At 62.8% G+C, this 21,013-nt stretch carries 15 protein-coding genes and 2 tRNA genes; 8 read left to right on the top strand and 9 right to left on the bottom strand.

Features of this window, described 5'->3' with window-relative positions; translation table 11 throughout:
- Positions 1 to 51: 51 nt before the first annotated feature.
- A tRNA-Asp gene (locus tag SOM61_RS13280) sits at positions 52 to 128 on the bottom strand.
- A 40-nt stretch (positions 129 to 168) separates the two neighbouring features.
- Positions 169 to 244 (bottom strand) — tRNA-Val (locus tag SOM61_RS13275).
- Between the two features lie 395 nt (positions 245 to 639).
- Here SOM61_RS13275 and SOM61_RS13270 point away from each other — a divergent pair.
- Positions 640 to 2,865, top strand: a complete 2,226-nt coding sequence (locus SOM61_RS13270; protein ID WP_320474531.1) for a TonB-dependent receptor — start codon at positions 640 to 642, stop codon at positions 2,863 to 2,865.
- A 390-nt stretch (positions 2,866 to 3,255) separates the two neighbouring features.
- A complete protein-coding gene (locus tag SOM61_RS13265; RefSeq protein ID WP_320474530.1) occupies positions 3,256 to 5,067 on the top strand; it encodes a S8 family peptidase in 1,812 nt (603 codons plus the stop codon).
- Positions 5,068 to 5,194: 127 nt separating this feature from the next.
- Here the strand turns inward: SOM61_RS13265 and SOM61_RS13260 are convergent, their stop codons facing one another.
- The gene (locus SOM61_RS13260; protein ID WP_320474529.1) at positions 5,195 to 6,175 is read right to left on the bottom strand and encodes an AraC family transcriptional regulator; all 981 of its coding nucleotides are present in this window, start codon (positions 6,173 to 6,175) and stop codon (positions 5,195 to 5,197) included.
- A gap of 60 nt (positions 6,176 to 6,235) precedes the next feature.
- Between SOM61_RS13260 and SOM61_RS13255 the strand changes: the two genes are divergently transcribed.
- The 3 genes from SOM61_RS13255 to SOM61_RS13245 all read left to right on the top strand — a co-directional run bounded on the left by SOM61_RS13255 (position 6,236) and on the right by SOM61_RS13245 (position 9,398).
- The gene (locus SOM61_RS13255) at positions 6,236 to 7,264 is read left to right on the top strand and encodes an aldo/keto reductase (protein ID WP_320474528.1); all 1,029 of its coding nucleotides are present in this window, start codon (positions 6,236 to 6,238) and stop codon (positions 7,262 to 7,264) included.
- A 62-nt stretch (positions 7,265 to 7,326) separates the two neighbouring features.
- Positions 7,327 to 8,427: a DNA polymerase IV gene (dinB, locus tag SOM61_RS13250; RefSeq protein ID WP_475439526.1), complete on the top strand. Its 1,101-nt coding sequence runs from the start codon at positions 7,327 to 7,329 to the stop codon at positions 8,425 to 8,427.
- A gap of 74 nt (positions 8,428 to 8,501) precedes the next feature.
- Positions 8,502 to 9,398: a recombination-associated protein RdgC gene (locus tag SOM61_RS13245; protein WP_123070554.1), complete on the top strand. Its 897-nt coding sequence runs from the start codon at positions 8,502 to 8,504 to the stop codon at positions 9,396 to 9,398.
- 59 nt (positions 9,399 to 9,457) lie between these two features.
- Here SOM61_RS13245 and SOM61_RS13240 read toward each other — a convergent pair whose 3' ends face one another.
- Entirely contained in the window at positions 9,458 to 9,943 is a 486-nt protein-coding gene (locus SOM61_RS13240) for an asparaginase domain-containing protein (RefSeq protein WP_320474527.1), read from the bottom strand.
- Positions 9,944 to 10,078: 135 nt separating this feature from the next.
- Here SOM61_RS13240 and SOM61_RS13235 point away from each other — a divergent pair, with 135 nt between their 5' ends.
- Positions 10,079 to 10,834: an L-asparaginase gene (locus SOM61_RS13235; RefSeq protein WP_320474709.1), complete on the top strand. Its 756-nt coding sequence runs from the start codon at positions 10,079 to 10,081 to the stop codon at positions 10,832 to 10,834.
- Here SOM61_RS13235 and SOM61_RS13230 read toward each other — a convergent pair whose 3' ends face one another.
- The gene (locus SOM61_RS13230; protein WP_320474526.1) at positions 10,835 to 11,827 is read right to left on the bottom strand and encodes a D-2-hydroxyacid dehydrogenase family protein; all 993 of its coding nucleotides are present in this window, start codon (positions 11,825 to 11,827) and stop codon (positions 10,835 to 10,837) included.
- A 338-nt stretch (positions 11,828 to 12,165) separates the two neighbouring features.
- Between SOM61_RS13230 and SOM61_RS13225 the strand changes: the two genes are divergently transcribed.
- Entirely contained in the window at positions 12,166 to 14,034 is a 1,869-nt protein-coding gene (locus SOM61_RS13225; protein ID WP_320474525.1) for a phosphoenolpyruvate carboxykinase (GTP), read from the top strand.
- A 101-nt stretch (positions 14,035 to 14,135) separates the two neighbouring features.
- Here the strand turns inward: SOM61_RS13225 and uvrA are convergent, their stop codons facing one another.
- A complete protein-coding gene (gene uvrA / locus SOM61_RS13220) occupies positions 14,136 to 16,985 on the bottom strand; it encodes an excinuclease ABC subunit UvrA (RefSeq protein ID WP_320474524.1) in 2,850 nt (949 codons plus the stop codon).
- Positions 16,986 to 17,430: 445 nt separating this feature from the next.
- Between uvrA and ssb the strand changes: the two genes are divergently transcribed.
- Complete coding sequence (gene ssb / locus SOM61_RS13215) at positions 17,431 to 17,934, top strand: single-stranded DNA-binding protein (RefSeq protein WP_109345880.1); 504 nt, start codon at positions 17,431 to 17,433, stop codon at positions 17,932 to 17,934.
- A 220-nt stretch (positions 17,935 to 18,154) separates the two neighbouring features.
- On the opposite strand, the gene SOM61_RS13210 is transcribed toward ssb, so the two are convergent.
- From SOM61_RS13210 to SOM61_RS13200, 3 genes are all read right to left on the bottom strand, one after another.
- A complete protein-coding gene (locus SOM61_RS13210) occupies positions 18,155 to 19,363 on the bottom strand; it encodes an MFS transporter (protein WP_320474523.1) in 1,209 nt (402 codons plus the stop codon).
- Positions 19,356 to 20,012: an NADPH-dependent F420 reductase gene (locus SOM61_RS13205; protein ID WP_320474522.1), complete on the bottom strand. Its 657-nt coding sequence runs from the start codon at positions 20,010 to 20,012 to the stop codon at positions 19,356 to 19,358. Before SOM61_RS13205 ends, SOM61_RS13210 begins: the two co-directional genes overlap by 8 nt.
- A 95-nt stretch (positions 20,013 to 20,107) precedes the next feature.
- The gene (locus SOM61_RS13200; protein WP_320474521.1) at positions 20,108 to 20,872 is read right to left on the bottom strand and encodes a 3-oxoacyl-ACP reductase family protein; all 765 of its coding nucleotides are present in this window, start codon (positions 20,870 to 20,872) and stop codon (positions 20,108 to 20,110) included.
- Between the last annotated feature and the right edge of the window lie 141 nt (positions 20,873 to 21,013).

Genomic DNA, 21,013 nt, shown 5'->3' with positions numbered 1-21,013 from the left:
AAACGGAAAAAGAAAAAGGGCCCGACGAATCGGACCCTTCTTCCTTGATGCTGGCGGAGCGGACGGGGCTCGAACCCGCGACCCCCGGCGTGACAGGCCGGTATTCTAACCAACTGAACTACCGCTCCGTTTACTCTGATCATTACTTCGATCGACCATCGAGATGCTTGGTGGGCGCTGAGAGGCTCGAACTCCCGACCTAATCCTTGTAAGGGATCCGCTCTACCAACTGAGCTAAGCGCCCATCTCGGTGGTTTGTCGTCTGACGCTTGTCATTGCGTCCGAAGAGGCCCGAATTATAGAGGGTGGGTTTCAAGGTCTGCAAGGGTTTTTCGAAAAATAATTCACAAACCTTTTTCAGACCCATGACGGATGGGGCGGAAGGCGTAGCCCGAACCGGCACATCTGCATGTGTTGTAATCAAGGCGTAACGTTCGATATTTACTTGCCGTCGCACATACCCTTCACGGACAATACCGCCTTTGACAAGTCGGCAACCTTAAAAACATCGCAAAGATGTGCGCCTCAGATGCGCTGCCGAGGGCGGGTCATATCCGCTCGCGCACCCGGCGGGGGTAGCGTCCATAAGAAGAGGAACGGGGACATCGGTTCTTTTTTTAATCACCAGGAAAACATTCCATGACCAAGATGTCCAAGATGCACAAGCGCGTTATCAGCGCGCATGGCGCAATGCTGGCGCTGTCCGCCGCGTTGCCGATCGCACCGGCGTTCGCCCAGACGACCGAGTCCAACCAGTCCCTCCAACTGCAATCCGTGACCGTGACGGCCCAGCGCCGCACCGAGAACATCCGCGACGTGCCAGTCTCCGTCACCGCGCTCAAGGGCGACAAGCTGGATGTGCTGGTCTCCGGCGGCGACGACATCCGCCTGCTGGCCGGCAAGGTGCCGAGCCTGAACGTCGAATCGTCGAACGGCCGTACCTTCCCGCGCTTCTACATCCGCGGCTACGGCAACACCGACTTCAATACCTTCGCCTCGCAGCCGGTCTCGCTCGTCTATGACGACATCGTGCAGGAGAACCCGATCCTCAAGGGCTTCCCGATCTTCGACCTGGCCAGCGTTGAAGTGCTGCGCGGCCCGCAAGGCACCCTGTTCGGCCGCAACACCCCGGCCGGCGTCGTGAAATTCGAATCCGAGAAGCCGAACCTGAAGAAGGTCGAGGGCTACTACAACCTGTCGGCCGCCTCGCACTACACGATGAACGCCGAAGGCGCCGTCAACGTGCCGCTGTCGACCAATGTGGCGATGCGCGTGTCGGCCGTCGGCCAGCACCGCGACGACTACGTCAACAACTTCAGCGACGTCGCCAAGACCCGCAAGACCGGTGAACTGGACGGCTACAACGAACACGCCGAACGCGTGCAGTTCTTGTACAGCAAGGACGGCTTCAGCGGTCTCTTGGGCTTCCACCAGCGCCAGACCAACGGCAGCGCGCGCCTGTTCCGCGCCAACCTCATCAAGAAGGGCAGCAACACCTTCGCCGACGGCACCGACCTGGACGACATCGTCACCAACGCCCAGAACTTCCAGAGCCTGAAAACCAACGGCATCAACCTGCGCCTGCAGTGGGACCTGGGCAACTACAAGCTGCACTCGATCACCGGTTACGAGCACATCGTCGACTACTCGAGCCGCGGCGACATCGACGGCGGCACCCCGGCCGGTCCGGGCTTCATCCCGTTCCAGGTCGAGACCAACGGCTATATCGAGAACCTGGACCAGTACACCCAGGAATTCCGCCTCGAGTCGGCCTACGCCGGCCCGTTCAACTGGCAGACCGGCCTGTACTTCTTCGATGAAGACGTGACCGGCGGCAGCGACAACTTCAACAGCACCACCTATGCGCGCACCTCGCGCCTGCGTTCGAACCAGAAGAACGAAGCCTGGGCCGCCTTCGCATCGGCAAGCTACGACCTGACCCCGGACTGGACCGTCCGCGGCGGCCTGCGCTACACCAAGGACGAGAAGGACTTCCGCACCATCGAGGCGACCAATGTCGTCCAGATCGGCCCGTCGTCGGTGAAGGAAAACAAGGACAAGATCAGCTGGGACGTGTCGGCCACCTATAAAGTGACCCCGACCGTGAACGTCTATGGCCGCGCCGCCACGGGCTTCCGCGCGCCGAGCATCGCCGCCGCCTCGGCCGAAGTGCCGATTACGATCGCCGATTCGGAAACCATCAAGTCGTTCGAGCTGGGCGTGAAAGCCGACCTGTTCGACCGCCGCGCCCGCACCTCGTTCTCGATCTATGACTACACGATCGAAGACCAGCAGCTGACCGTAGTGGGTGGCAATTCGAACGTCAACCGCCTGATCAACGCCGACAAGACCAAGGGCAAGGGCGCCGAGTTCGACTTCGAAGCGGCCGTCAGCACCGCCCTGCGCGTGAGCGCCGGCGCCAGCTACAACTACACGCAGATCCGCGACGGCAGCCTGTCGGTGAACAAGTGCGCACAGTGCACCATCACCAACCCGCTGAACGCCCTCGGCCGCGTCGTCATCGACGGCAACCCGCTGCCGCAGGCGCCGCGCTGGACCTTCAACGCGACCGCCCGCTACGGCGTGCCGTTCCGTGACGGCGAGCTGTATGTCTTCACCGACTGGTCGTATCGCAGCAAGATCAACTTCTTCCTGTACGAGGCCACCGAGTTCACCGGCGCCCCCCTGACCGAAGGCGGCGTGCGCGTCGGCTACATCTTCGGCAACGGCAAGTACGAAGTCGCCGCGTTCGGCCGCAACATCCTCGACCAGCGCCGCATCACCGGCGCCATCGACTTCAACAACCTGACCGGCTTCACCAACGAGCCGCGCCAGTGGGGTATGCAGTTCAAGGGCAATTTCTGATCGTTTAATTTCAGTTAGCCTGAAACCGAAGGGCCGCGCATTGCGCGGCCTTTTTTTCGTTTTGGCGCACGATACACGGCATAAAAACCAGAAGTGTGACATGAATATTTATCTGATAATTACCATATTCACCATGCATGCTTGTTCAGTATCTTTACTGTGGCATTAAATATTCTGCATATTTAACGATTTTCCGAAGAAATGATGTTTTTGCGGGATATGCCGATTTAACCGTTGTATGCACGCCGAAAACGATTGGAATTTATTCCTGCCGGTTCTTTTCTTCAAGCTAAGCTGAGCTCGCCGCCTCGAGACGGCACCGGCACTGCCGGTCCTACAACGACACAAGCGAGCCATCGCTTGACGGAAAACCTTGAAGAAGGAAGAACCATGAAGCAAACGCATTCGATTCATCCGACCGTGTTGAAGATGTGTGCAGCGGTCGCGCTGGCGCTGGGAGCCGGATCCGCCCTCGCGGCCGCCGGCGAGGCCGGCAGCGGCGCGCCGCAGTTCGTCGTGGAGACAGACCGTATCATCGTGAAGTACCGCGACTCGAAGGCCGCCGCCAACGGCGTCGCGGCCAGGGTCGCCAGTGTGAGCCCCGACCGCAAGGCCAAGCTCGACCGCGCCGGCCAGCAGTTCGGCGTGGTGGTCAAGGAAAGCCACGCCATCTCGACCGGCGCCCAGGTGTTCAAGCTCGACCGCCGGCGCCACCTGAAGGAAGTCGAATCGCTGGCCGCCGAGATGATGGCGCGCGACCCGGCCATCGAATACGCCGAGCCGGACCGCATCATGACCCATATGGCGACGCCGACCGACCCGCGCTACACCGACCAGTGGCACTACTACGAAACCGCCGGCGGCCTGCGCCTGCCGACCGCCTGGGACAAGTCGACCGGCAGCGGCGTGGTGGTGGCCGTGATCGACACTGGCTACCGTCCGCACGCCGACCTGTCCGGCCAGCTGCTGGCCGGCTATGACTTCATCAGCACCGCCACCATCGGCAACGACGGCAATGGCCGCGACAGCGACGCCCTGGACCCGGGCGACGCCGTGGTGGCCGGCGAATGCGGCAATGGCCAGCCGACGCGCGACCAGGGTTCGAGCTGGCACGGCACCCACGTCGCCGGCACGGTGGCGGCGCGCACCAACAACGGCGCCGGCGTGGCGGGCGTGGCCTACAACGCCAAGGTCGTCCCGGTGCGCGTGCTCGGCAAGTGCGGCGGCTACACCTCGGACATCGCCGACGCGATCACCTGGTCGTCGGGCGGCAGCGTGTCGGGTGTGCCGGCCAATGCCAACAAGGCGCGCGTGCTGAACCTGTCGCTGGGCGGCGGCGGCGCCTGCGGCGCGACCACCCAGAACGCCATCAACGGCGCCCGTTCGCGCGGCGCGGTGGTGGTGGTGGCCGCCGGTAACGACGCCGTCAACGTCAGCAACGCCAGCCCGGCCAACTGCTCGGGCGTGATCGCAGTGGCGGCCACCGGCCGCACGGGCGGGCGCGCTTCGTACTCCAACTACGGCACCCTGGTCGACGTGGCGGCGCCGGGCGGCGACGGCGCCAACGGCGTGCTGTCGACGCTGAACACCGGCACCACCGTGCCGGCCTCGGACAGCTACGCGGCCTACCAGGGCACCTCGATGGCCACGCCGCACGTGGCGGGCGTGGCGGCGCTGATGCTGGCGCTGAACACCAACCTGACGCCGGACGACATCGAGTCGAAACTGAAATCGACGGCGCGCGCCTTCCCGGCCAGCTGTTCGGGTTGCGGCACCGGCATCGTGGACGCCACCGCGGCGGTCAATGCGGCCACCACCGGCGGCACCGCGGCCACCACCCAGGCCGAGGCGGAGTCGAACAACACCACCGCCAGCGCCAATCTGGTCACTTCGGGCAATACGACCGTCAACGGCAACCTCGGCTCGACCACCGACACGGATTACTTCCGCGTCGACCTGCCGGCCGGTAAGACGCTGAGCGCGGCGCTGACCCCGGGCCTGTCCAACGCCGACTACGACCTGTACGTGTACAACGCCTCGGGCACGCAGCTGGGCACCAGCCAGAACGGCGTCGGCGCGGTGGACAGCGTCAGCTCCAGCAACACCGGCAGCAGCGCGTCGACCCGCTTTGTGCGCGTGACCTACTATAGCGGTGGTACTGGGGCGACCAATGGCAAGTACTCGCTGAAGCTCAGCTGGTAAGAAGAGTAGCCCCACGTCGTCCCCGCGCAGGCGGGGACCCAAGTCTGCAAACTCAGTGTCTACGAAATTTGTAGCGGCTGCGCTGAAACACTTGGGTCCCCGCCTGCGCGGGGACGACGTTTTTACGCTAACTGGCGAGACGCTGCACGCGCTGTTTCTGCCGGTACGCCCCCGGCGCGCAACCGCTGCTGCGCTTGAACGCCGCGCTGAACGCGCTTTCCGACGCGTAGCCGAGACGCCAGGCGATGGCGGCGACCGGCGTGTCTTCTTGATGCAGGGCCTTCCGCGCCAGCCGCATGCGCCAGGCCTGCAGATACTGCAGCGGCGCCATGCCGACCAGCTGGCGAAAGCGCAGCGCCAGCGCCGAGCGTGACATCGCGGTTTCCCGCGCCAGCTCTTCGACACTCCAGCGCCGCTCGGGCGCGCCGTGCAGCAGGCGTAGCGCGGGGCCGATCTTCGGGTCGGCCAGGGCGGTCAGCCAGCCGTGCCGCGCGCCGCCCGGCTCGCGCAGGGCCTGCACCAGCGCGATGCGCGCCAGGCCGTCGGTCATCAGGCGCGCGCCCGCATCCGGCGCGCCAGCCTCCCTGCCATACAAGTCCAGCAGCGCGCGCAGCGCCGGCGCGGCCTGCGCATCCGCAGGGATGTGCAGCTCGGGCGGCACCACCTGCTCAAGCAGGTCGCGTTGAAAGGCGTCGAACTCGAAGCGGCCGGCGATCATCTCCATGCCGTCCGTAGCATTCGGATCGCCCCACGTGGCCGCGCCGCCGCGCAATGCCGCGAAGTGGGCCGGGCCATCCTGTTTCGATAGCGTGAGGTCAGTGGCCGCGACATAAGGCCGGCCGCTGCGCATCAACAGGCAGTCGCCCGCCTCGAGCCGATAGGGATGGGCGTCGCCCTCGACCTGCAGGAACAGGACGCCGCGCAGCTGGGCGATGAATTTCAGGTAGGGGTACGCAGGAAATCGCAGCGCCCACGGGCCGCCCGCCGTCATGTGCAGCGCAGCGCCGCTGCGCACCTGGAGCAGGGCCAGCACGTCGGAGAGCGGATCGGAAGGTGGGTCAGTGAGCAAGTCTGGACGGTCGCGCATGAACGGTGGAGGACGCAGCATGGTGGGCCGCGCCGCCCGATTCTACACTGGCCTCATCGCTTTTTTGGAAAGGTCTCTCTCATGCAATACCGACGACTCGGCAACTCCGGCATCATCGTCTCCCGCCTGTGCCTGGGCGCCATGACCTTCGGCGGTGCGGCCACGCCGCCCTACGACAAGGTCGGCGGCCTGGACCTGGCCGCCACCGAGCGCCTGGTGGGAACGGCGCTGGACGCCGGCATCAACTTCATCGACACCGCCGACGTGTATGCCGACGGCGAATCCGAAAGCCTGCTGGGGCAAGCCCTGGCCGGCCGGCGCGAACAGGTGGTGCTGGCTACCAAATTCCACGCGCCGATGGGGACGGGGCCGAACGACGCCGGCCAGTCGCGCCTGCACCTGACGCGTGCGCTCGAGGCCAGCCTGCGGCGCCTGAAAACAGACCACATCGACCTGTACCAGATCCATAACGTCGACCAACTCACGCCGATGGAAGAGACGCTGCGCGCGCTCGACGACGCGGTGCGCGCCGGGAAGATCCGCTACATCGGCTGCTCGAACCTGTCGAGCTGGCAGACCGCCAAGGCGCTCGGCTTATCAAGCCTGCACGGCTGGTCCTCGTACGTGTCGGTGCAGGCCTGCTATTCGCTGGCGGTGCGCGACGTCGAGCGCGAGATCCTGCCGCAGGCGCAGGACGCGCAGCTGGGGCTGATGGCCTGGAGCCCGCTGGCCGGCGGCCTGTTGTCCGGCAAGTTCGACCGCGCCGGCAGCAGCGATCCGGATGCGCGCCGCATCCACATCGATTTCCCGCCGATCGCCCCGGAGCATGGCTATACCGTGATCGACGCCGTCAAGCGGGTGGCGGCGCGGGTCGAGGCCACGCCGGCCCAGGTGGCGCTGGCCTGGCTGCTGGCGCGACCCGGTGTGACCACCGCCATCGTCGGCGCCCGTCGTCCGGAGCAGCTGCAGGACAATCTGCGCGCGCTGGCGCTGGCCTTGTCCGACGAAGACATGGCGGAACTCGATGCGGCCAGCAGCCTGCCGACGTACTATCCGGCCTGGGTGCAGGCGATGACCAACGTGCACCGGGACGGCTTCCTGGCGCGCTAGCTTGCGCCAAACGGGATTTCGGACGATACTGTATGCAATTACAGTAGTCCTCCCCACACGGGGTGGCCTCCAGCGTGAACGCCCCGGCCCGAAAAATCATCCACTGCGATTGCGATTGCTTCTATGCGTCGGTCGAAATGCGCGACGATCCGTCGCTGCGCGGCCGGCCGCTCGCCGTGGGCGGCCGGCCCGACCAGCGCGGGGTGGTCGCCACCTGCAACTACGAGGCGCGCCGCTTCGGCATCCATTCGGCGATGGCCACCGCCACCGCCATCAAGCTGTGTCCCGATCTGCTGGTGATCCCGCCGGCGATGGAAAAATACCGCATCGCATCAACCCAGATCATGGACATCTACCAGGACTACACCGAACTGGTAGAACCGCTCTCGCTCGACGAAGCCTACCTGGACGTCACCGATTCGCCGCACTGCAAGGGCAGCGCGACCCTGATCGCGCAAGAGATCCGGCGCCGCATCTTCGAGACCGTCGGCATTACCGCCTCGGCCGGCGTGGCGCCGAACAAGTTCGTGGCCAAGATCGCCAGCGACTGGAACAAGCCCGATGGCCTGTTCCTGGTGCGGCCCGACGAAGTCGACGCCTTCGTCGCGGCGCTGCCGGTCAAGAAGCTCCACGGCGTGGGCAAAGTGACGGCGGAAAAGATGAACCGGCTCGGCCTGCAGACCTGCGCCGACCTGCGCGGCTGGAGCATGGACCAGCTGCAAGAACACTTCGGCAGCTTCGGCGCGCGCTTGTATGACCTGAGCCGCGGCATCGACTACCGGGAAGTGAACGTCTCGCGCGAGCGCAAGTCGATCAGCACCGAAGAAACCTATACGCCCGACGTGCCCGACCTGGCTGGCTGCCTCAAGTTGCTGCCGGACCTGTATGAGCACCTGCTGGGCCGCATCAAGCGCGCGAATGCCGAAAAATTCATCAACAAGCTGTTCGTAAAAATCAAATTCTCGGATTTCCAGCAGACGACGGTCGAGTGCGTGGGCTATGCGCCACATATTCCGACCTATGCGCGCCTGATGGAAACCGGCTGGGCCCGCGCCAGCCGCCCGGTGCGCCTGCTGGGCGTGGGCGTGCGGCTGGGCGAGTCCGAAACCGTCGAGCAGCTGCGGCTGTTCGACGACGTTCTGGACGATTCGATAACGTCCTGAGCTTTTTATATGTAGTTGCCGATCGGCAGCGTAAAATATCGATCCCTCGAAATAGCGAAAATACCGGATAACCTATGTGGTTCAAGAATCTACAGATCTACCGTCTGCCGGCCCCTTGGGCCTACACCCCTGAACAACTGGAAAAAGCCCTCGAGCCGCAGGCTTTCGTGCCTGCCAGCAGCAATGAATTGCTGCGCCAGGGCTGGGACGCGCCGCGCCCGAACGGCGGCCTGGTCCACGTGGTCAACAAACAGATGCTGATCATGCTGGGCACCGAGAAGAAGCTGCTGCCTGCATCGGTCATCAACCAGGTGGCCAAGGCCAAGGCGGCCGAGCTGGAAGAGCAGCAGGGCTTCCCTCCTGGCAAAAAGGCAATGAAAGAGCTGAAGGAACGCGTGGCCGACGAACTGCTGCCGCGCGCCTTCACCCTGCGCAGCAATGTCTGGACCTGGATCGACCCGGTCAATGGCTGGCTGGTGGTCGATGCGGCGAGCCCGGCGAAGGCCGACGACATCGTGAAGCTGCTGCTCAAGGCCGTCGACAAGATGCCGCTGGAATCGCTGCGCGTACAGAAGTCGCCAGTCGCCGTGATGACCGGCTGGCTGGAAGCCGATGAAGCGCCGTACGGCTTCACGATCGACCAGGACACCGAGCTGCGCGCAACCGGCGAAAGCCGCGCCGCCGTGCGCTACGTGAAGCACACGCTGGAACCGGACGACATCCGCCGCCACATCGCCGCCGGCAAGCAGTGCACCCGCCTGGCCATGACCTGGAATGACCGTGTCAGCTTCGTGCTGACCGAATCGCTGGCGATCAAGGGCATCAAGCCGCTGGACGTGATCAAGGAAGGCGAGAGCCCGACCTATAACGACGATGAGCGTTTCGATAACGACATCATGTTGATGACCGGCGAACTGGCCAAGTTGCTGACCGACGTGGTCGAGGCGTTGGGCGGCGAAGCCAAGGCGTGATCGCCAGGTAACCCGACGGACGCCCACAATGGCCGGACCTTGCGTCCGGCCATTGTCGTTTACAACTGCTGGAACACGCCTTCGCTGCGGTTCTTGGTCACGTTATCCCACGGGAAGACCTGGCCGTTCATGGCGACATACACGCCGGCCGGCAGGGTCTGCGCCACGCCGCAGGCAAAGCCCAGGTTGAACAGCGCATCCGAATTGGCGATGGAATACGGGATCATGGCGCCGGTCAGCACGATGGTCTGGTCGAGCCTGGCGGCGCCGAGGACGGCGGCCGTCTGGGGCATGGTGTCGGTGCCGTGCACGATCACGATCGCCTTCTCGCTGGCGGCCTGGCACGAGGCCAGCACGCGCTGGCGATCGGCGTCCCCCATGTCGAGCGAATCAAGCAGCGGCAGCACGTCGAGCGCGACCGGCACCGTCATGCGGCTGCGCTTGATCACCTCTGGCAGATGGCTTTCAGCAAAGCCGAGTACGCCGTTCAGTTCGTTGTAATGCTTGTCGAAAGTGCCACCGGTGGCGATGAGTCGCAAAGTCATGTTGGTTTATCTACTCGCAGAAAAAAGGTGCGTCATGATAGCCGCAAACCATAGTGTATCCGACTGTGACTGCGCTAGAATCGTCCGGATCGGATGAGTACACTCATTGTCTTTCTTCTCTACCTTCCCCTGGCCATGAAAGCAGTTGCACCCGGCACCGTCATCTTCCACCGCCATCGCGGCTATGGCGTGATTACCCACGTCAACCTGTTGACTGGCTGGATCTCGGCGCGTTTCAACGACGAGGCGCGCGCCCTCGACCTGAACCTGTCGAGCGACGAAGTCCAGCACGCCGACGGCGAGCCGATCCTGTTCCGGCGCGCGCCGCCAGACCGCATGCCGCATGCGCGCCTGATGGCCGTGGTGCGCGCATTGCACGAGGCCGGCTACCAGAAGCTATACCTGTATTCTTGGCCCAAGCCTTCCGGCCTGCACTGGCGCTGGCACCTGTTCACGGGGCCGCGCAACTGGATGCAGCGCACCTGGCGCGAAGGCTGGTATGGCTCGGGCGCCGACTACAACAATAATCCCGTCATGGGTTGGGGCGACGTGCCTGGCGCCACCACCGAAGAGCTGATCCACGCGCTGGCGAAGTTCGATCCGCAAGGGCTGGCGCAGGCGCTGGGCCGCGACGAAGACCACACCGCCTGGTTCGCGCAAGCCTGCGACCTGCTGCTGCCGGGGTATATGTACAGCCTCAATATGGAACGCCCCGCGGGCGGCGGGCTGATCGAGACGCCTGCGGTGCCGGTCGTGCCGGTACGGGCGGGCTTGAAAGGCTACAGCGGCCCCGACATCGGCTGGCCGCCAGGCTGGGCGGGACTCTGGACCGGCACCCACGTGATGCCGGCGCCAAAGATCAAGCTCACGGGCGAGCCCGAGCTGGGCTGATCAGCGCTTGCCCAGCGCTTCCGGATTGAGGATGTTCACCGGCTCGCCTTGCGCGAATTTCACGATGTTCTCGAACGCCGCCTGGAAATAGATTTCGTAACTGTCCTTCTCGACATAACCCAGGTGCGGCGTTGCCAGCACCGTCGGGATGCGCAGCAGTGGCGCATCCTGCGCCAGCGGTTCGCTGGTGAACACGTCCAGCGCCGCCGTGCCCGGACGTCCCCCCTTGAGGGCTCCCTCGAGCGCGCCATCCGTCACCAGTTCGGCGCGGCTGGTGTTGACGAATAACGCATCCGGCTTCATGCGCGCCAGGTCGCTGGCGGTGACGATGCCGCGCGTGGATTCCGCCAGCCGCAAATGCAGGCTCAGCACATCGGCCTGCTCGAACAGCGCTTCGCGCGATGGCGCGGCCTCAAGGCCGTCGGCGACGGCCGCCGCGCGGCTGGCCTCGCTACCCCAGACCAGCACCCGCATCCCGAAGGCGCGCGCATAGCCGGCCACCAGCTTGCCGATCTTGCCGTAACTCCACAGGCCCAGGGTACGCCCGTGCAACACCCGTCCCACGCCATTGAGCGCCGGATTGACCGAGGCCGTCTGCCACAAGCCATCCTTCAGATTGTTCGCATACGGCACGATCTTGCGGCTGGCCGCCATGATCAGGGCCCAGGTCAGCTCGGCCGGCGCGAATGGCGAGCCGACGCCTTCGGCGATGGCGACGCCGTGCGCGGTCGCGGCGGCCACGTCGATGTGGCCACTGACCTTGCCGGTCTGCGAGATGAGCTTCAGGTTCGGCAGCTTCGCCAGCAATGCCGGCGACAAGGCGGTGCGTTCGCGGATCAACACCAGCGCATCGAAAGGAGCCAGGCGGATCGCCAGCTGGCCCAGTCCACGGGTGGTGCTATTGAAGACCTTGACCTCATGGCCGTCGAGCAGTCGGAAGCAGTCAAGACCGCGCACGGAGTCTTGATAATCGTCAAGAATCGCGATTTTCATTGGTGTTATCAGAGTTATATCAGTTAAATGTAAACAAATAACAGGGTAGGGCATTTGCCCAAATAGCCTACTACATTACTAGGGCATTTCTCCTACTTTTTTGTAGTGAAAGGGCCCGTAAGGCGGTTTTTGGGGTGTACAATCGGCGCAGAACTTACAGGAATGACACGTATCCAACGGTGCTCATGAGACGCACCGCTCAGCCTTGCCAGAGGCTGTCGACCCAACCGCTGACCCGACCGCTGACCCACCGCGATCCTGACCAGGCCGATTGCCCAATGATTGATCCCGACCCAGCGATCCACCCGAATTCTTTATTGGCATTTGGAGGACTCCCCATGAACCAGCCCGTGATGGGCGGCATTGCCGCACTGAACGTTCCAGCTTACATCAAACATCAAAAGCTCATCAATTGGGTCGCGGAAATCGCCGCCCTGACCAAGCCTGACAGCATTTACTGGTGCGACGGTTCGGAAGAGGAATACGACCGCCTGTGCGCACAAATGGTCGAAGCGGGCACGATGAAAAAGCTCAACCCCGCCAAGCGTCCGAATTCCTACCTGGCCTGGTCCGATCCGTCGGACGTGGCGCGTGTCGAAGACCGCACCTATATCTGCTCCGCTACCAAAGAACAGGCCGGCCCGACCAATAACTGGATGGAGCCGGCCGAGATGCGCCGCACCCTGCACGGCCTGTTCGACGGCTGCATGGCCGGCCGCACCCTGTACGTGGTGCCGTTCTCGATGGGCCCGCTGGGCTCGCCGATCGCCCATATTGGCGTCGAACTGTCCGACTCGCCTTATGTCGCGGTCAATATGCGCATCATGACGCGCATGGGCAAGGCCGTGTACGACGTGCTGGGCCCGGACGGCGAGTTCGTTCCCTGCGTCCACTCGGTCGGCGCGCCGCTGGCTGCCGGCCAGAACGACGTCGCCTGGCCATGCAATGCCACCAAGTACATCGTGCACTATCCGGAAACCCGCGAGATCTGGTCCTTCGGTTCCGGCTACGGCGGCAACGCGCTGCTGGGCAAGAAATGCTTCGCCCTGCGCATCGCCTCGAATATGGGCTATCAAGAGGCGCAAGCCGGCGGCACCGGCTGGCTGGCCGAACACATGCTGATCCTGGGCGTCGAGTCGCCCAAGGGTGAAAAACAATATGTCGCGGCAGCTTTCCCTTCGGCCTGCGGCAAGACCAACTTCGCCATGCTGATCCCGCCGAAGACTTTCGACGGCTGGAAAGTGACGACCATTGGCGACGACATCGCCTGGATCAAGCCGGCGGCGGACGGCAAGCTGGTCGCGATCAATCCGGAAGCCGGCTACTTCGGCGTGGCGCCGGGCACCAACGAAAAGACCAATCCGAACTGCATGGCCTCGCTGCGCGAGAACGTGATCTTCACCAACGTGGCGCTGACTGACGACGGCGACGTGTGGTGGGAAGGCATGACGAAAGAAGCCCCGGCACACCTGATCGATTGGCAGGGCAAGGACTGGACCCCGGCCTCCGGCAGCAAGGCGGCGCACCCGAATGCGCGCTTCACCGTGGCCGCGACCCAGAATCCGGTGATCGACCCGGCCTGGGACGATCCGGCCGGCGTGCCGATCTCGGCCTTCATCTTCGGCGGCCGCCGCTCGACCACGGTGCCGCTGGTGACCGAGGCCAACAACTGGGTGGATGGCGTGTACATGGCCGCGACCATGGGTTCCGAAACCACCGCCGCCGCCGCCGGCCAGATGGGCGTGGTGCGCCGCGATCCGTTCGCGATGCTGCCTTTCATCGGCTACAACATGAGCGACTATTTCCAGCACTGGCTGGATCTCGGCAAGAAAGTGGCCGCAATCAATCCGGCTGTGCTGCCGAAGATCTTCTGCGTCAACTGGTTCCGCACCGGTGAGGACGGCAGCTTCGTATGGCCGGGCTACGGCGACAATATGCGCGTGCTGAAATGGATACTCGACCGTACCGAGGGCAGCGCCGCCGCCGGCAACGCGCACCTGTTCGGCACAACGCCATCGTATGGTGACCTGAACTGGGATGGCGTGGAGTTCACCGAAGCGCAGTTCACCCAGATCACGTCGATCGACAAGAACGCATGGGCCGAAGAACTGAAGCTGCACGGCGAATTGTTCGACAAGCTGGCCTATCGCCTGCCGCAAGAGCTGGTGGATACCAAGGATCGGTTGGAGAAGCAACTGGCTGGCTAAGACTGGCCGAGTGGGGGAGAGGCCGCCGTTGAAAGCGGCCATACAAAAAAGAACAGGGGCAACGCCAATGGTGTTGCCCCTGTTTCATTTGGGTCTGAAGATCACCCCTTCAGCAGCGGCTTCAGGTACTTGCCCGTCGGGCTGTCCTTGACCTTCGCTACTTGCTCCGGCGTGCCGCAGGCCACGATGGTGCCACCGCCCGCGCCGCCTTCCGGCCCCAGGTCGACGATCCAGTCCGCGGTCTTGATCACGTCAAGGTTGTGCTCGATGATGGCGAGCGTATTGCCCTGGTCGCGCAGGCGGTGGATCACCTTCAGCAGCAGGTCGATGTCGGCGAAGTGCAGGCCGGTGGTCGGTTCATCCAGGATGTACAAGGTGCGTCCGGTGTCGCGCTTGGACAGCTCGAGCGACAGCTTGACGCGCTGCGCCTCGCCGCCCGACAAGGTGGTCGCGCTTTGTCCCAGCTTGATATAGCCCAGGCCCACGTCCAGCAGGGTCTGCAACTTGCGCGCGATGACCGGCACCGGTTTGAAGAAATCGTGCGCATCCTCGACCGTCAAGTCCAGCACTTCGGTGATGTTCTTGCCCTTGTACTGCACTTCCAGCGTTTCGCGGTTGTAGCGCTTGCCATGGCAGACGTCGCACGGCACGTACACGTCCGGCAAGAAGTGCATCTCGACCTTGATCACGCCATCGCCCTGGCACGCTTCGCAGCGGCCGCCCTTGACGTTGAACGAGAAGCGGCCGGCGCTGTATCCGCGTTCCTTGGCGGTCGGCACGGTCGAGAACAGGTCGCGGATCGGCGTGAAGAGGCCCGTATAGGTCGCGGGGTTCGAACGCGGCGTGCGGCCGATCGGCGCCTGGTCGACCGAGATCACCTTGTCGAAGTGTTCCAGGCCATGGATCGAGTTGTGCTCGGCCGGCTCGGTCTGCGAACCGTACAGGTGGCGCGACAGCGCCGGATACAGCGTGTCGTTGATCAGGGTCGACTTACCGGAACCCGAGACGCCAGTCACGCAAGTCATCAGGCCCACCGGCAAGGTCAGGGTCACATCCTTGAGATTATTGCCTTTTGCGCCCGTGATCACCAGCTGGCGCGCCGGGTCGGCCTTGGTGCGCTTCTTCGGCACTTCGATCTTGCGCCGGCCGTCCAGGTACTGGGCCGTCACCGAATGCTCGTTTTTCATGATCTGCTCGAGCGTGCCTTCGGCAATGATCTGGCCGCCATGCACGCCCGCGCCCGGACCCATGTCGACGATGTAGTCGGCGGTGCGGATCGCGTCTTCGTCATGCTCGACCACCAGCACGCTATTGCCGATGTCGCGCAAATGCTTCAGGGTGGCGATCAGGCGATCGTTGTCGCGCTGGTGCAGGCCGATCGACGGTTCATCGAGCACGTACATGACGCCGGTCAGGCCAGAGCCGATCTGCGAGGCCAGGCGGATACGCTGGGCTTCGCCGCCGGACAGGGTATCCGCGCTGCGGTCGAGCGATAGGTAGTCCAGGCCGACGTTGTTCAGGAACTTGAGGCGCGAAATGATTTCCTTGATCACGCGCTCGGCGATGTCCTTCTTGGCGCCGGTGAGTTCCAGCGTCTCAAAGAAATTCAATGTTTCGCGCAGGGGGCGATCCGACACTTCGTAGATCGCGCGCTGCTGCTCGCCCTGGCCGATCTTGACGAAACGCGCTTCGGTGCGCAGGCGCGCGCCTTCGCAGGCCGGGCACTTTTTCTCGTTGATGAACTTGGCCAGCTCTTCCTTGACCGCCATCGAATCGGTCTCGCGGTAGCGCCGCTGCAGGTTATTGACCACGCCTTCGAAGGTGTGCTCGCGGATCACGGTGCGGCCGCGTTCGTTCACATAGCTGAACGGGATCGCGGTCTTGCCCGAGCCGAACAGCACGGCTTCCTGCGAGGTCTTTGGCAATTGCTCGAAAGGCTTGTCGAGGTCGAAGTCGTAATGGGTCGCCAGGCTTTGCAGCATCTGGAAGTAGAACTGGTTGCGGCGGTCCCAGCCCTTGACGGCGCCGGAAGCCAGCGACAGGTGCGGGAAGGCCACGACCCGCTTCGGATCGAAGAACTCGATATGGCCCAGGCCATCGCATTCCTGGCAGGCGCCCATCGGGTTATTGAACGAGAACAGGCGTGGTTCCAGTTCTTGCAGCGAGTAGCCGCAAACATTACAGGCGAACTTGTTCGAGAAGACGGTTTCCTTCTCGGTATCCATCTCGTAGGCCACGGCGCGACCGTCGGCCAGGCGCAGGGCGGTCTCGAAGCTTTCGGCCAGGCGCTGCTTGATGTCCGGGTTCACTTTCACCCGGTCGATCACGACGTCGATGCTGTGCTTCTCGGTCTTCTTGAGCTTGGGCAGTTCATCGATCTCATAGATCTTGGCGGCATTGACGCCGCTGGCGATGCGGAAGCGCACGAAGCCCTGGGCCTGCATGGCCTGGAACAGGTCGCCGTGCTCGCCCTTGCGGCCGGCCACGACCGGCGCCAGGATCATCAGCTTGGTGCCTTCCGGCATGCCGAGCACGGCATCGACCATCTGCGACACGGTCTGGGCCGACAGCGGCTCGTGCGGGTGCTGCGGGCAGTACGGCGTGCCGACGCGCGCGTACAGCAGACGCAGGTAGTCGTGGATCTCGGTGACGGTGCCGACGGTCGAGCGCGGATTGTGCGAGGTCGCTTTCTGTTCGATCGAGATCGCCGGCGACAGGCCTTCGATCAGGTCGACGTCGGGCTTCTCCATCAGCTGCAGGAACTGGCGCGCATAGGCCGACAGCGATTCGACGTAGCGGCGCTGGCCTTCGGCGTACAGGGTGTCGAAGGCGAGCGAGGACTTGCCCGAGCCCGACAGGCCGGTGATCACGATCAGCTTGTTGCGCGGCAGGTCGAGATTGATGTTCTTCAGATTGTGCGTGCGGGCACCACGAATGCGAATTTCTTCCATTAAGTTGGGCAGACTTTCTATCAGTTTTTGCGGGGCCGCAAACGCCAGCAGCGCGGTAAGCGGGCCAATCGGGGAGAACCCGTAAGTGTAGCGCGTTTTTGTTTCGGCTGTACATCTATCCAGTGGTTGCTGTACCAGGGATGCCAAGTTGGCATACCACTTTGACAAGCGCAGGAAGGCCGGGTCTATGCTATGTGGGCCGATCCCCCGGCGCTTCAATGACAAAGCGTTCAGAACTGGAAAATAATTTTCAGGGCGGTTATTTATCTGACTTAATCGACAACGAAACAGCCGATTCGGTGGTGCGTCTGGACTGATGCCAGCCAACGAAAAGGATTGCTGAAACCGGGTGGCCGACCGCATAATAGTCAGCTGCAACACACCGTTCCCTGACGCCTAGAAATACGCAGAGTCAGGGCTTACCATACCCAGCAGGAGTAACACCATGGCATCAGTCAACAAGGTCATCATCGTCGGCAACCTCGGCCGCGATCCGGAAATTCGCTACATGCCAAGCGGCGACGCCATCGCGAACATCGCGGTCGCCACTTCGTACAAATCCAAAGACCGCAATACCGGCGAGCAGAAAGAGCTGACCGAGTGGCACCGCATCTCGTTCTTCGGCCGCCTGGCCGAGATCGTGGGCCAATACCTCAAAAAAGGTTCGTCGGTCTACGTCGAAGGCCGCCTGCAGACCCGCAAGTACACCGACAAGGATGGCATCGAGCGCTACGCCACTGACATCATCGCTGAAAACATGCAGATGCTGGGCGGTCGCCAGGGTATGGGCGGCGACAGCATGGGTGGCGGTATGGGCGGCGGCATGGACGACGACTACTCGGCCCCGCAGCGTCCGGCCCCACGCCAGGCGCCACCGGCCCCGGCCGCGCGTCCACAGCCGAAACCGGCGCCGAACTTCTCGGATATGGATGACGATATTCCGTTCTAGAACCTACTTCGCGTTTTTGTTGATAAAGCCTGCGTTCTCCAAGGAACGCGGGCTTTTTTATTTACCCACACTACGTTTCGTGATGTAGTAGAGCTGTCATGGCGTGTGCAGGGTGTTGGCATTGCTGCCAGGGTTGCCAATTCCAATGTTTTGGCTTGCCGAAATTGATAAGAGCAAAGCTTCTCCCTGTTTTGACGTGACACCACCTTGGTTTTATGGTTCAGTCAGCATTGCTACGTTCCTCGGCACGACCAAAGATAAACATCACGCTCGCCCCCGCAAGCGCTGAAAAAATCACATAAACGATCACGCCCTCTGAGCCGGATATGTCAATGATCAAGCCTCCGAGAACCGCGCCCATGGCAATGGCAACCTGGAAAACCGATGACAAAAGCGCGCCAGCGCTCTCGGCGTGATCGGGTGCCGCACGCGCGTTCCAGATCGAGATCGAGACCGGAAATGCTCCGAACGCGAACCCCCAGAGTGCGATCGCCGTGAACGCGACGCCCGCGATCGTCCCAAAGACGCTAAGCGCGAGCGTGACGCCGGCAATCAGGAGCGATGCACTGGCTACCGCCCACGCAGGACTACGTTCGGCGATGGCCCCACCGGCGAAGTTGCCGAGGAATCCGCCGAACCCGAAGACCAGGAGAGCGAGCGAAACGGTCGAAGCGTCAAGACGCGGCACTTCCTCAAGGAAGGGGCGGATAAACGTGAAACCGGCGAAGTGCCCGGAGATGACAAGAAGTGCTGTTGCCAGGCCTATTGCCACCGAGCGGCGCGATAGTGCTGCCTTGAATGAGGCAAGGCCAGGGGCCGAGGTGGCTGGGAGCTTGGGTAGAGTCAGCATCTGGACGACGAGCGCCACCGCGCCAAGTCCGGACGCAGCCAGAAAGGTTGCTCGCCATCCCCACAGTTCTCCCAGAAATGCACCCAACGGCGCAGCAAAGACTGTCGCCGCCGAAATGCCCATAAGGATAATTGAAATGGCTCGCGGTACTTTATCAGTAGGAACCAGCCTCAGGGCGAGCGCAGCCATCATGGCCCAGAAGCTGCCGAGGGCGAATCCCAACAGTGCCCGGGCTATCAGGAGGATCGTAATATTAGGTGCATAAGCCGAGAGACCGTTGGAGAGAACGAGCATTCCCATCAGTGCCCAGACGACCTTCTGCCTGTCCAGTCGGCCCGAGCCCAGAATAAGAAGCGGACCGGCTATGGCAGCGATCACAGCCGTGGCGGTAACAGTTTGGCCCACCATACCATTGGAGACGCCCAGCTCTATGGCCATCGGAGTCAGCAAACTAACAGGCAGTAATTCTGCCGTCACCAGCCCAAAAGCTCCGAATGCCAGAGAAAAGACTGCCAACCATGCGGCATGCGACACAGCAGCGGACTGGGTCAGAGTGCTCGAATCGCTTGTATTAGACATGCATTGATCCTCGATTGTGTAATGGGGTGCGGTTGTCATCGAACTGCACCAGTTCTAGCGAGGGCAGCGGCCCACCTGGGAACTGCGTCATGCGTCCACCCACGGCTAGCGTGCCAAGATCGATACCGGCAAAGCCCAACTGGTCGATCAACGCACTGACCTGCGCCTTGGCGTGGGCATCGTCGCCAGCAAAGAACAGAACGCGTCGCCCTCCGCGCGCCGTTGGATCGGCGAAGAGCAGTTGGGGACGTAGATGATTGAATGCCTTCACCACGCGCGCGCCCGGCACCAGATCGGCGAATGACTGGCTTGATGTGCGGCCATGAAGGTCGATGGGCTTGAACAGCGGTGCCTCGATCGGATTGTTAGCATCGATAACGATGCGCCCCTCGAAATCCGGCAGCCCGGCTAGGGCACTTGGCAACTTCGACCAGTTCACCGCGACCAACACGATGGCCTGCGCTGCCGCTTCCTCTCGTGTGCCGGCGCGTATGCTGGTGCCAATGGTCTGTGCTAGCGCTTGTAGACTCTCTGGCCCGCGACTATTGGACAGGATAGCCGGGAGACTGCAACGTGCCAGCGCGCGCGCGAAGGCCGCGCCGATATGGCCTGCACCGATGATGCCAATAGAAGGAAGCGACTTGTTCATGATGATTGTCTTCGACCGAAGATGAAGTTTGCCCGATAACGAAGATCGGCTTTGCAGTCGTGTGGAGCAGACCAACGGGCCCACTCCAGAGACGCTTAAGACGTGAAGCCGCCGTCGACAAGGATGTCGGCGCCCGTGACATAGGAGGCCTGTGGACTCGCGAGAAACGCCACGACGCTGGCGATTTCATTCGGCTTGCCGTAACGGCCCACCGCGATACCGGGGATCAGCAACTTAGCCCACTCACTATCGGCCGGGTTCATGTCCGTGTCTACGGGCCCGGGGTGTACGGTGTTGACTGTAATGCCGCGCGGCCCCAGGTCGTATGCCAGGCTACGGTTGAAGCCAGCGATGGCTCCCTTCGTCAGCCCGTAGGCCGAGAGACCTGCCACCCCGACATACTTCGTCGCCGAACTACCAATGTGCACGATGCGGCCACCTTCTTTCATGTGGCGTACGGCTTCCTGCGTGGCAACGAAAACGCCGGTAACGTTGACTGCGAGCATCGCTTGATAGTCCTCGAACGTAACCTGGTCGATCGGGCTCGCCGACGCGATTCCGGCGTTGTTCACCAGAATGTCCAGGCCGCCAAATGTCTCGACCGTCTTGGTGATGGCCGCGCGCACGGCGTCCGGATCTGCAGCATCGGCTACGATGGCCAGCGCGCGGCCACCGGCCGACTTGATGTCTGCGAGCGTTTGCTTGGCCGAGTCAGGCGAGCCACGGTAGGTGAAGGCGACTTGAGCGCCATCGGCAGCGAGTCGCTTGGCGATGGCCGCCCCGATCGAGCGGGAACCACCGGTGACGAAAGCCGTCTTGCCGACCAGAGGAAGAGATTGGATAGAAGTTGTGTCGTTCATGGGTCACTCCGTTTAAATGCCGAGGGATTCGGTGGAGTGACTTTCTCATTTTCATTGCCCCTTGATTAGTACCAAATGACTTGGATCATTTTCAAGTAATGATTAAAGCTTCGCGAGGAAGCTCGAGCCAAGCTAGAGACT

The organism is Massilia sp. CFBP9012 (genome assembly GCF_034045115.1).
Lineage (GTDB): Bacteria > Pseudomonadota > Gammaproteobacteria > Burkholderiales > Burkholderiaceae_D > Telluria.
This window is presented reverse-complemented; position numbering and strand designations above follow the sequence as displayed.

Excerpts from the sequence above, each read along its gene's own strand:
- SOM61_RS13265 (WP_320474530.1), top strand. The coding sequence starts at position 3,256 with ATGAAGCAAACGCATTCGATTCATCCGACCGTGTTGAAGATGTGTGCA.
- SOM61_RS13260 (WP_320474529.1), bottom strand. The coding sequence starts at position 6,175 with ATGCTGCGTCCTCCACCGTTCATGCGCGACCGTCCAGACTTGCTCACT.
- SOM61_RS13200 (WP_320474521.1), bottom strand. The coding sequence starts at position 20,872 with ATGAACGACACAACTTCTATCCAATCTCTTCCTCTGGTCGGCAAGACG.
- ssb (WP_109345880.1), top strand. The coding sequence starts at position 17,431 with ATGGCATCAGTCAACAAGGTCATCATCGTCGGCAACCTCGGCCGCGAT.
- SOM61_RS13210 (WP_320474523.1), bottom strand. The coding sequence starts at position 19,363 with ATGTCTAATACAAGCGATTCGAGCACTCTGACCCAGTCCGCTGCTGTG.
- SOM61_RS13255 (WP_320474528.1), top strand. The coding sequence starts at position 6,236 with ATGCAATACCGACGACTCGGCAACTCCGGCATCATCGTCTCCCGCCTG.
- SOM61_RS13245 (WP_123070554.1), top strand. The coding sequence starts at position 8,502 with ATGTGGTTCAAGAATCTACAGATCTACCGTCTGCCGGCCCCTTGGGCC.
- SOM61_RS13270 (WP_320474531.1), top strand. The coding sequence starts at position 640 with ATGACCAAGATGTCCAAGATGCACAAGCGCGTTATCAGCGCGCATGGC.
- SOM61_RS13205 (WP_320474522.1), bottom strand. The coding sequence starts at position 20,012 with ATGAACAAGTCGCTTCCTTCTATTGGCATCATCGGTGCAGGCCATATC.
- SOM61_RS13225 (WP_320474525.1), top strand. The coding sequence starts at position 12,166 with ATGAACCAGCCCGTGATGGGCGGCATTGCCGCACTGAACGTTCCAGCT.
- uvrA (WP_320474524.1), bottom strand. The coding sequence starts at position 16,985 with ATGGAAGAAATTCGCATTCGTGGTGCCCGCACGCACAATCTGAAGAAC.
- SOM61_RS13230 (WP_320474526.1), bottom strand. The coding sequence starts at position 11,827 with ATGAAAATCGCGATTCTTGACGATTATCAAGACTCCGTGCGCGGTCTT.
- SOM61_RS13235 (WP_320474709.1), top strand. The coding sequence starts at position 10,079 with ATGAAAGCAGTTGCACCCGGCACCGTCATCTTCCACCGCCATCGCGGC.
- SOM61_RS13240 (WP_320474527.1), bottom strand. The coding sequence starts at position 9,943 with ATGACTTTGCGACTCATCGCCACCGGTGGCACTTTCGACAAGCATTAC.